A 12,145-nucleotide genomic window follows, 5' to 3' on the forward strand; every position below is an offset into this window, starting at 1 on the left:
AACTTGGCAAAGCACTAGTTTGAGTAGTAGCATCCGCTTGGTTTAAATAATAGGTAACGACCATCGATGATTGACCGTTTATAATCTCGGTGCTCTTAGTGGATAAATCAAATTCTTCAAATCCATCAGGCGAATTATTAACATCACATAATTGGTAATTACTTACCGTAAGATTTAAAAGAGGTTTTGGATTTACTATTAAGTTAAATGAAGAAGTCGAAACGCAACCTGGAGCTGCGGCATCATAAACTCTCGGATAAATCGTTTGTGGATTGGAAATATTACAATAAGGTGTGTTTTTCGGAATTGGATTAGCTCCTGATGCAGCATCCGTTGGGGTTAAGTGGTAGGTGATAGTCAAACCCGAAGCAGCAGTCAGCTCGGTATCTTTGGTGCTTAAAATAAATAAACAAGATACACCATCGGTGTTGTCATCGCATACTTGGTACGAAGTTGGAGCGGTGATTGTTGGGGCGGTGATAGTGGTTACCGTGATAGAAGCTCTTGGTCCTTCACATCCTAAAATAGTTTGAGAAACAAAATAATCCATAGTACCAGCAGTTGCAGTACTTGGTATTGGAGCTGTTGCAGAACCGGTACCTCCCGTTGCGGCAGCGTACCAAAGTAAATTAGATCCTGTTGCAATTAAAGCGGATGCAGTAGCATTTTGACAATAGGTAATAGGTGCTACCGTTGGTGCTACTGGCGTAGCATTTACCGTTACTGTTATAAAATTTCTAGGACTTTCACATCCTAAGATAGTTTGTGAAACATAATAATCATTATATCCAGCAGTAGCGGTACTCGGAGTTGAAGCTGAACTAGAACCCACACCACCATTTGCAGCAGTATACCAAAGCAAATTAGTTCCTATGGCAGTTAAAACCGATGCCGTAGCATTTTGACAATAAACAACTGGTGCTACAGTTGGTGCTGCAGGAGTAGCATTAACCGTTACTGTTATCAAAGCTCTAGGACTTTCGCAGCCTAAAACAGTTTGAGAAACATAATAATCAATTGTACCAGCAGTGGAAGTACTTGGTGTTGGAGCCGAAGCAGAACCGGTACCTCCCGTTGCAGCAGTATACCAAAGCAAACTTGTGCCAGTTGCAGTTAAAGCCGATGCCGTAGCATTTTGGCAATATGTAACTGGAGTTACAACTGTTGGTGCTAAGGGAGTAGGATTAATCGTTACGGTTATAGAAGCTCTAGGCCCTTCGCAACCTAAAAGAGTTTGAGAAACATAATAAGTGGTAGAAACTGCTGGATTTGTTACAGGAATTGGAGCCGTAGCCGAACCAATACCACCTGTTGCAGCAGTATACCAAAGTAAATTAGATCCGGTAGCTGTCAAAGCAGATGCAGTAGCATTTTGGCAATAGTTAACAGGAGTTACCACTGTTGGAGCTAAAGGCGTAGCATTAACCGTTACTGTAATAGAAGCTCTTGGACCTTCACAGCCCAAAAGCGTTTGTGAAACATAATAAGTGGTAGTTCCAGCAGCCGTAGTACTAGGAGTTGGAGCTGTTGCAGAACCAATACCTCCAGTAGCAGCTGTATACCAAAGTAAACTTGTACCTGTTGCAGTCAATGCAAAGGCAGTAGCATCTTGACAATAGACAACCGGCGTTACCACCGTTGGCGCTAAAGGTGTAGCATTTACTGTTACGGTAATAGAAGCTCTAGGACCTTCACATCCTGAAATAGTTTGAGAAACATAATAAGTTGTATTCCCAGAGGCAATTGTACTTGGAATTGGAGCAGTAGCTGAACCCACACCACCAGTGGCAGTTGTGTACCAAAGTAAATTAGAACCTGTAGCAGTTAAAGCTGTTGCTGTAACATTCTGGCAATAGGTAACTGGAGTTACAACCGTTGGAATTGCTGGAGCATCATTAACCACAACTTGAATCATCGAATAAGGTCTGCAAGTAACATCTGCAGGAGCAGGATTTGCAATAGCATAAACATAATAAGTATCCGCTACATTTGGCAAGGAACCAGAACCTAAAACAGGAAGATCCAAAGTTGCTATACCTCCAGCTGTTGGTGTTACTGCACCCAAAGGAATACCTCCTGAATACATATTATCTCCAACTTGAGGTGTAGTAAAATAAACATAACTAATAGCATCTGTAACTGTAAAAGTTGTTGATACAGAAAAAGGAGTTGGATCTGCATTTAAACACAAAGTTTGATCAGAAGATGGTATAGTAATAGTTGGACAGGCAAAACATGGATTTAATATTAAATTAAAAGGTTTTACTCGTACACAACCGTAAGGATCATTAATACATATATAAATAGTTTGACTAGTACCACTAGTTATTGTGAAAGAGGTAGGGTCTGCAATAGGATTTGCAGTATTTTGTGCATCTGCAAGTGAAGTATGATAAGAAATAGGGTAGTTTCCTGGATCTAAACTACCCAAAACTACTGGTTCATTAATAGTTAAATCAAACAAATTATCTGAAACACAATGAACAATATCATCTGGTGTTAAAGTATCATCAGGGTTAACTTCAATAGTAACCGTTTTTTTAACAACTCGTATTGGCAATAAGGGCGTACAGGTATTATTGTATGTTACTTGAGCAGTATAGCTAGTAGTAGCAGAAGGACAAACTGCAATAGAAGGAGTATTTGCACCACCAATAGCAGTTAGTGTAGTAGTTGGTGTTCCTTGATACCATTGAAAAGAAGTTAATGAAGGTCCTGCTGGTGAAAATCGCCAAGCTTCATTATTAGCAATCCAAGTTCCAGTATTTCTTCCAGGAGGTGTAAAAGCAACGGTAGCTGTAGCATTTTGAATACCAAGTACACCACTTCCATTATTCCAAGGGCAAACAGATCTTTTCTTTACATAAACATCAATAATATTGGTTCCTTCATATAGTACCAATTGACTTTCCTGTAATCCTTGAGCAGTTCCACAAGAAAATAAAGGCATATTTTTAACATTTATTATTGCTCTTCTGCATGGTGAAAGTCCATCAATTATATAAGTTATAGATACAGGTGGAGCAGCTACAATATTTGGATTGGTATCCTGCATTGGAAAATAAATAGAATTACGCCAAAGTGCATTCATTGCAGTACTTGGAATTGTTTGTCCAGTTGGAATAACATACCCACTACCTTGTGTATTACATAATCCATGAGTAGCATCAAACGTTAAAAAAGTATTTGTTCCTATTTGAAATTTATCGTAACAAACTCCAAAAAAACTAAATTTAAAAGGTAATGTTTGAGGGTCTGAAAAGGTATCATCTATCGTACATAATGAACCAGTGGTTGCGTTTCCGGAAGGAACTGCAGGAACATAAGGAATAGAGCTTACTGTATAGGTATTAGTGTTTCTTACATCAATATAAGAGGCGGTTAATGTAGTACAGCTTTCGGTATTACATAAAGATTCTGGGGTTGGAATAGAAATATCATTAGGACAACAATTAACATTAATTTGTAAAGTTCCAGTTGCTGGAGCACTAACACAACCCGTAATGGTATTCGTTATTACTACCGTATAACTTCCTGCATCCGTTGCATTAAGGATACTTGCCACATTTCCTGGGGCTGGCACTGTAAGTGGTACTGTCCAAGCGTAACTATAGGTTCCTGGAAACGCTGGAGTAGCAGTAATAACGGCCGGTGTTAAATCGCCAGTACATTTTTGAATACTGTTTACAACTACCTTAGGATTAGGATTTATTGTTATTGTAAACTGTTTTACATCATTAGTACAACCACTTAAGGAACCTGTTACCGTAATGGTAGATACAATAGGACTAGAAGTAGTATTGTTAGCTAATAAATCAATAATATTTCCAATACCAGAACTTCCAATAGGTAATGATAGATTACTGTTGGTCCATGAAAAAGTAGTACCCGGTTGATTACTTGTAAAGTTTAGTGCGGATATAAATGTACCATTACAAACTTCTTGATTTAAAGGAACGGCTATTTCTAATGTATTTACTGTTATACTTATTGTTTTAGAAAAAGAGCAAATTGCGGTGGTTGTAAAAGAAATATCATCTACTGCAAAATCATTTCCAGATACAGATACATTTGTATCAAACATTTCTATTTGGGCCGAAGTACTTACTCCAGAATTCCAAGGAAAAGTATATTGCGTCCAGTTACCGCAAGTAGATACGGATGGAGCAAAACTAACACCTCCCAAAGCAACACCATTAATTTTAACCTGAATAGAAGCTGGACTGGAGGCAGTAAGTGTTTGTACCCAATAACTAAATGTATAATTTTGCCCAGCTATTGTAGGAATGGTTTGGCTCCAAAACTTATCATTTCCTGCATTAGTAGAAGAACCTTCCATAACCATCATATTTCCTGTTCCAGAAGTATGATCTGAGCAAGAAGAAAATGGTGAAAACCAAGTATTAGGATTGGTAACAATCCCGTAAGACTTTTGAGCGCCAACTGGAGGTGCAACTGCTAAATATTGATAATCAGTTCCAAAACCCATATTTCCCGAACTAAAATCACCATTATATACTAAATTTTTGGTAGTTGAAACAGATGAAGTAACTGTATAATTCGTAGTAACTATCGGACTAACTGTAGGTGTTGCACTAGTAGTAGCAGTTAAAGTAGGATCTGCTGGAGAAGCAACCCAAGTATATGCAGTGGCACTTCCGCTAACCGAAAGTGTTGTTGAACTTCCTGAACAAATAGTTGTATTGGAAGAAACTATTAATGGATTTGCTGGGTTTCCAACGACAATATTACTTTGATTAACAGCATTGGAAGCGTTATCCAAAACAGAAATAGTATAAGTACCTGCTGGTAAGTTACTAAATACTCCGGTGGTATTCGTAGGCAATGTAATTCCAGTAATAGAATAGGTATAAGGTGCTGTTCCTCCTGTGGCATATCCCACAATAGAACCATCTGCAATACTTGAACAAGAGGTATTAGTAACAGAATAGGTTAATGCCAATGCCAATGGTGGAGCAGTTCTGTAACTAATTACTTTATTATTAGTTGCACTATTTGAAATCACATAATCAGAATTAAAATTCCGATTATAAGATGAATTATTGGCTATTAATGTGTTGAAAAACATTAGACTTAGCAATGTAAATAGTATAGTTTTTTTCATATTGGGATGTAATTTGAGGTGCGAAATATACATAATTTTAAGCAAAATTATTCTTAAAATTTACAAATTTTAAAAATAATAATTCTTTAGTTATTAATAATTTATTAATAATTATCTTTGCAGCTATTATCTATTAAAAAATTATCATCAATAAATGACTAATCACGAAGACCATACTGACAATTTAGGGAATAACCATATTGGAACGAGCGAGAGAACTCCTTTAAGAAAAGATGCGTTTGAAAAAACGGATGACGAAAAGATTGCAATCATCAAAAAAAATGTTGAAAACATCTTAACAACACTAGGAATGGACTTGACAGATGATAGTCTTCAGAAAACTCCAGATCGTGTTGCAAAAATGTTTGTAAAAGAAATTTTTGGCGGATTAAATCCAGATAAAAAACCAAGTTCTTCCACATTTGAAAATAAATACAAATACAACGAAATGTTGGTAGAAAAAAACATCACTGTTTATTCTACATGTGAGCACCATCTATTACCAATAGTCGGAAGAGCTCATGTTGCTTACATTTCTAACGGAACCGTTGTTGGTTTATCTAAAATGAACCGCATTGTAGATTATTTTTCCAAAAGACCTCAAGTTCAAGAACGATTAACCATTCAAATCGTGAAGGAACTTCAAAAAGTTTTGAATACCGATAACGTAGCTTGTATAATCGATGCCAAACATTTATGTGTAAATTCTCGCGGAATTAGGGACATTGAAAGTAGCACCGTTACTGCCGAATTTGGCGGAAAATTTAAAGAAGAATCTGTAAAAAGAGAATTTTTAGATTATATCAAATTGGAAACTTCCTTTTAAATAGAATAAAATTAATGCTTACCATTGTTAACTGAAATACTATGCCACTTTACAAAAATCAAACGCTTAAGATTTACAATTCACTTTCAGGAGAAAAAGAACTTTTTACTCCTATTAATGAAGGCAATGTGGGTATGTACGTTTGTGGCCCAACAGTATATAACAATGTACATTTAGGAAACGTGAGAACTTTTATGAGTTTTGATGTTATTTTTAGATATTTAAGACATCTAGAATACAAAGTTAGGTACGTGAGAAACATTACCGATGTTGGCCATGTGGTGGATGATGTAGATGAAGGCGAAGATAAAATTGCCAAAAAAGCGCGTATTGAACAACTAGAACCAATGGAAATTGTGCAGCGTTATACGGTAGATTTTCATTCGATTTTAAATAGTTATAATTTCCTCCCTCCGAGCATAGAGCCAACGGCAACAGGACATATTATAGAACAAATTGAAATCGTACAGCAAATTATCGATAACGGATTTGCCTATGAAACCAATGGATCAGTTTATTTTGATATTATAAAATTCAATAATTCGCACCATTACGGAAAGTTAAGTGGCAGAAACATTGAAGACATGCTTGCTAACACTAGAGATACCGAAGGACAAAGCGACAAAAAAAACGCACAAGATTTTGCTCTATGGAAAAAAGCCGAACCAGAACACATCATGCGTTGGCCTTCTCCTTGGGGAATTGGTTTTCCGGGTTGGCATCTAGAATGTACTGCCATGAGCACCAAATATCTCGGAGAAAAATTTGACATTCATGGTGGCGGAATGGATTTGAAATTCCCACACCACGAATGTGAGATTGCCCAAAACGAAGCCTGCACCGGTCATAGTCCAGTTAATTATTGGATGCATGCCAACATGCTAACTTTAAACGGAAAAAAAATGGCGAAATCTACAGGAAACAATATACTTCCTGGAGAAATTTTTACTGGAGATAGCCCATTTTTAACCAAGGCCTTCTCCCCTAACGTAGCGCGTTTTTTCATGTTGCAAGCCCATTACAGAAGTGTTTTAGATTTTTCTAACGATGCTATTCTTGCTGCCGAAAAGGGTTTTACCCGATTGATGGAAGGCATTCATCTTTGTGCCGAAATTGAAACAAGCACTACTTCCTCTGTGGATGTTATGTCTTGGAAACAAAATTGCTACGATGCAATGAACGACGATTTCAATTCTCCTATTTTAATTGCCCACCTTTTTGAAGGCATCCGATTGGTAAATGTGTTGAACGACAAACGAGAAACCATAACCACTAACGATTTAGCCGAGTTAAAAAACACTTTGGAAGTTTTCACTTTTGAAGTTCTTGGAATCAAAAATGAGAAAGTCTCCAACGACACTACCCATAAATTAGAAGGAGTAATTGAAATGCTTATCGAAATGCGAAAAGCAGCAAGAGAAAATAAAAACTGGGCACTTTCGGACGAAATTAGAGACAAACTATTAGTTTTAGATATCCAATTAAAAGATGGCAAAGATGGAACTTCGTTTACGTTCTAACAACCATGAAAACGCTAAAAGAAATACTAATTGCTCCTTTAGAAGGCCTTATTTATTTTTACCGAGGAGCCATTTCTCCCTTCACTCCTGCAACCTGCCGATTTGAACCAACTTGCTCTACCTATTTTCTAGAAGCACTAAAAATTCATGGTTTATTTAAAGGTTTTTATTTAGGAATTAAACGAATTATCAGTTGCAATCCGTGGGGAAAAAGTGGATACGACCCAGTGCCTCTCAAAAAATGTACTCACAAATAACATAATTTTAAAATAGTATGAATTATTAATTACTATTTTTGAAAAATATACCAAAAAACACCTACCATGATTTGGAATCCAGCAGAAGGAATACATTTAGGACCATTATTTATTAGATTTTATAGTTTAATGTTTGTTATTGCATTTGGTTTAGGGTGGTACATCATGAAAAAGATATTCTTAAACGAAAAAGAATCCCTAGAAAAACTAGATACTTTATTCATTTGGACGGTTCTTGCAACGCTTTTAGGAGCACGATTAGGACATGTTTTTTTCTACGATTGGGAATATTTCCGAAACCATTTACTAGAAATTTTGTTGCCATTTAAATTTGAACCCGAGTTTAAATTCACCGGTTTTGCAGGATTAGCAAGCCATGGCGCGGCAATTTCCATAATATTAGTAATGTATTTTTACAGCAAAAATGTAATAAAACGTCCTATTTTATGGGTATTAGATAGAGTAGTAATTTCTGTAGCTGCCGGCGCCATATTTGTTAGAATTGGAAACTTTTTTAATTCCGAAATTGTAGGAAAAGTCACTAACAATACAACCTTCGGAATAAAATTCATTCGCGATTATTTCACCCAGCAAGATGCAGTAACTAAAACCCACATTAGCGATCCTGATGCAGCGTACCACGCAATTGCTACCGATCCACAATTCAGTAACTTATTAATGCAAGTCCCGCTAAAGCATCCTGCACAATTATACGAATCCTTCTGCTACCTATTTGTGTTTTTCTTGCTTTTATTCCTGTATTGGAAAACAAAAACAGCCGAAAAACAAGGACTCCTTTTCGGACTTTTCTTAATCTTATTATGGAGTGTTCGTTTCGTGGTTGAATATGTAAAAGAAAGCCAAGGCGGTTTCGGAGATTCTACAATATTTTCTACAGGTCAATGGCTTAGCATCCCTTTTATTCTTATCGGATTGTACTTTTTGTTTACTGCAAAAAAAACAATTATCAAATAAATTTTTATAAGTTTTTTTAATGTAACTGTAGTTTTGGATTTAAAATTCTAGAAGATCCAGAATAAACAAAATTCATTTAAAAAAATATAAAAAAACACAAATTCTTCTTAACTGACTAACTGAAATTTATTCCTAAAAACGTACTTTTGCTTTTTACAAAAAATATGCAAGAAAACGATACTACTATTGAAATAATTGGTGCTCGAGTTCACAACTTGAAAAATATCGATATTTCCATTCCGAGAGAGCAACTGGTGGTGATTACAGGACTTTCGGGTTCGGGAAAATCGTCTTTGGCTTTTGATACGATTTATGCCGAAGGGCAACGCCGTTACATCGAAACGTTTTCGGCTTATGCACGTCAATTCCTTGGCGGATTAGAACGCCCAGATGTAGATAAAATTGACGGACTATCACCCGTAATTGCTATCGAACAAAAAACAACCAGCAAATCGCCTCGTTCTACCGTCGGAACCATCACCGAAATATATGATTTCCTGCGTTTATTGTATGCTCGTGCAGGGGAAGCCTTCAGTTATAACACCGGCGAAAAAATGGTTTCCTATTCGGATGAGCAAATTAAAAATCTAATTAAAGAGAATTTCAATGGCAAACGAATTAATGTTTTAGCACCCGTTATTAGAGCAAGAAAAGGACATTATGCCGAGTTATTCCAACAAATTGCCAAACAAGGATTTGTCAAAGTTCGTGTAAACGGCAAAATTGTCGACATCACTGCGGGCATGAAACTCGACCGTTACAAAACCCACGATATTGAAATTGTAATTGATCGATTGCAAGTCGAAAAGGATGAAGACACCGATAAACGTTTATCGGAAAGCATCAAAACCGCCATGTACCACGGAGAAGATGTGATGATGGTAATTGAGAATGAAACTAATGAAGTACGTTTCTTTAGTAGAACCTTGATGTGCCCAACCACTGGGATTTCCTATCAAAACCCGGAACCAAATTTATTTTCATTTAACTCTCCTAAAGGTGCCTGCGAACATTGTAATGGTTTGGGAATTGTAAACGAAATCAACCGCAAAAAAATAATTCCGAACCCTAAATTATCCATTAATAAAGGGGCCCTTGCTCCTCTTGGCGAATATAAAAGTTCGTGGATGTTCAAGCAATTGGAGATTATTGGAGAAAAATACAATTTCAAATTGACCGATGCCATAGAAACTATTTCGGAAGAAGCAATGGAAATGATTTTGAACGGTGGTAACGAAAAATTCTCGGTGGTTTCAAAAACTGCTGGAGTTACTAAAGACTATAAAATTGATTTTGAAGGAATTTCTAAATTTATAAAAAACCAATTTGACGAGAGCAATTCGACTTCTATTAAACGTTGGGCTAAAGAATTCATGGACGAAATTAATTGCCCAGAATGTGATGGCTCTCGTTTGAAAAAAGAAGCCCTTTTCTTTAAAATTAACAATCAAAATATTGCCGAATTATCGGCTATGGATGTATCCGAATTATCGGCATGGTTTAAAATAGTACCCAAAGAATTATCGGAAAAACAAAAGACTATTGCCACAGAAATATTAAAAGAAATTAACGACCGATTGCAATTTTTGTTGGATGTTGGATTGAATTATTTATCCTTGAGTAGAAGTTCTAAATCACTTTCGGGTGGGGAAGCGCAACGCATTCGTTTGGCAACACAAATCGGTTCGCAATTGGTTGGAGTGCTTTATATACTAGACGAGCCAAGCATTGGACTGCACCAACGCGATAACGAACGATTGATTAATTCCTTGAAAAATCTTAGGGATATTGGCAACTCGGTTTTGGTGGTAGAACACGATAAAGACATGATAGAATGTGCCGATTATGTGATTGATATTGGTCCGAAAGCAGGAAAATTTGGTGGCGAGATCATCAGCAAAGGTACACCTGCCGAATTATTAAAAGAGCATACTTTGACCGCGCAATATCTTAACGGAGAATTAAAAATTGAAGTACCAAAAACACGCCGCGAAGGCAACGGAAAATTCATAAAATTATCTGGTGCTAGCGGAAATAATCTTAAAAATGTTTCGGTAGAATTTCCGTTAGGAAAACTGATTTGCGTAACCGGAGTTTCTGGTAGCGGTAAATCTACCTTGATTAACGAAACCCTCTACCCTATTTTGAACGCGCATATTTATAATGGCGTGAAAAAACCACAACCCTATAAAAAAATTGAAGGCATTGAGCATATTGATAAAGTAATTGACATCGACCAAAGTCCGATTGGGAGAACGCCTCGTTCCAATCCAGCTACATATACCGATGTTTTTTCGGAAGTTAGAAGTTTGTTTACCATGACTCCCGAAGCCATGATTCGTGGTTATAAAGCGGGACGATTTAGTTTTAATGTTAAAGGTGGCCGTTGTGAAACCTGTGAAGGATCGGGCGTTCGAACTATCGAAATGAGTTTCTTGCCCGATGTGTATGTAGAATGTGAAACCTGCCAAGGAAAACGTTTCAATCGTGAAACTTTAGAAATTCGCTATAAAGGAAAATCCATTTCCGATGTATTGAACATGACGGTAGATGAAGCGGTCGTTTTCTTTGAAATGATTCCGAAAATTTATCGAAAAGTAAAAACCATTCAAGATGTTGGATTAGGATATATTACCCTAGGACAACAAAGCACCACACTTTCGGGGGGAGAAGCACAACGCATAAAATTATCGGCCGAATTGTCTAAAAAAGATACCGGTAATACGTTTTATATTATGGATGAGCCTACTACTGGTTTGCATTTTGAAGACATTCGGGTATTGATGGATGTTATCACAAAATTGGTTGATAAAGGAAATACGGTCTTGATTATCGAACATAATTTAGATGTGATTAAACTTGCCGATTATATTATTGACGTTGGTTTAGAAGGCGGTAAAGGTGGTGGTGAAATCCTTTGTAAAGGAACTCCCGAAGAAATTATAAAAAACAAAAAAAGTTACACAGCGCAGTTTTTGAAAAAGGAGTTGGAGTAAATAATGTGTAGGTAAATTATTATAGATACATTGTTTTTATTACATTTGAATTATGGAAAATTTTCAAACAATTTATAATTCTATTTATGAAAATTATGAAATATCCCAAAAAGTAAATATTGATTTTTATTTCAATAAAATAAAAAAAATAGAACTTTCTTTGGATAGTTTTACTTTTTATAATTCGGTTTCGGCAATGTCCTCCTCTAAAATTGAAGGAGAAGAATTGGAAATTGATAGTTACATAAAATACAAAACAAATAAGGTTAAATATCTCTCTAGTTTGGTTCAAAAACCGAATGATTTATTTAATGCTTACCTTTTTGCACAAAAAAATAAATTATCCAAAAGCACTGTTTTAAAGTCTCATAAAATAATTTCAAAACATTTATTGCATACCCATTTTAGAGGAAAAATACGAGATTCTGACATGGTAATTAAAGACG

The 12,145-nt window shown here is 36.2% G+C and carries 5 protein-coding genes and 2 pseudogenes; 6 read left to right on the top strand and 1 reads right to left on the bottom strand.

All coding sequences use genetic code 11. The features are described 5' to 3' along the window. Positions 1 to 5,125: pseudogene (locus tag ACIQ2J_RS14445) on the bottom strand (hypothetical protein); the annotation flags it as partial. Between the two features lie 154 nt (positions 5,126 to 5,279). Here ACIQ2J_RS14445 and folE point away from each other — a divergent pair. From folE to ACIQ2J_RS14475, 6 genes and pseudogenes are all read left to right on the top strand, one after another. Continuing rightward, on the top strand, positions 5,280 to 5,951 hold the full coding sequence (gene folE, locus ACIQ2J_RS14450) for a GTP cyclohydrolase I FolE (protein WP_396171129.1): 672 nt from the start codon (positions 5,280 to 5,282) through the stop codon (positions 5,949 to 5,951). Between the two features lie 41 nt (positions 5,952 to 5,992). After that, positions 5,993 to 7,471 carry a cysteine--tRNA ligase gene (cysS, locus tag ACIQ2J_RS14455; RefSeq protein ID WP_396171131.1) on the top strand — a complete coding sequence of 493 codons (1,479 nt, stop codon included), beginning with the start codon at positions 5,993 to 5,995 and terminating at the stop codon, positions 7,469 to 7,471. Positions 7,472 to 7,476: 5 nt separating this feature from the next. Next, positions 7,477 to 7,728 (top strand): membrane protein insertion efficiency factor YidD, encoded by a 252-nt coding sequence (gene yidD, locus ACIQ2J_RS14460; RefSeq protein WP_396171133.1) that lies wholly within the window; start codon positions 7,477 to 7,479, stop codon positions 7,726 to 7,728. 66 nt (positions 7,729 to 7,794) lie between these two features. After that, positions 7,795 to 8,703, top strand: coding sequence for a prolipoprotein diacylglyceryl transferase (gene lgt / locus ACIQ2J_RS14465; RefSeq protein WP_396171135.1), 909 nt, complete (start codon positions 7,795 to 7,797; stop codon positions 8,701 to 8,703). A 164-nt stretch (positions 8,704 to 8,867) separates the two neighbouring features. Continuing rightward, positions 8,868 to 11,699, top strand: a complete 2,832-nt coding sequence (uvrA, locus tag ACIQ2J_RS14470) for an excinuclease ABC subunit UvrA (protein WP_396171137.1) — start codon at positions 8,868 to 8,870, stop codon at positions 11,697 to 11,699. Positions 11,700 to 11,751: 52 nt separating this feature from the next. After that, positions 11,752 to 12,145, top strand: a pseudogene (locus ACIQ2J_RS14475) (cell filamentation protein Fic); the annotation flags it as partial.

The sequence above is a fragment of the Flavobacterium sp. genome (assembly GCF_044357305.1).
In the GTDB taxonomy this organism is placed as follows: domain Bacteria; phylum Bacteroidota; class Bacteroidia; order Flavobacteriales; family Flavobacteriaceae; genus Flavobacterium.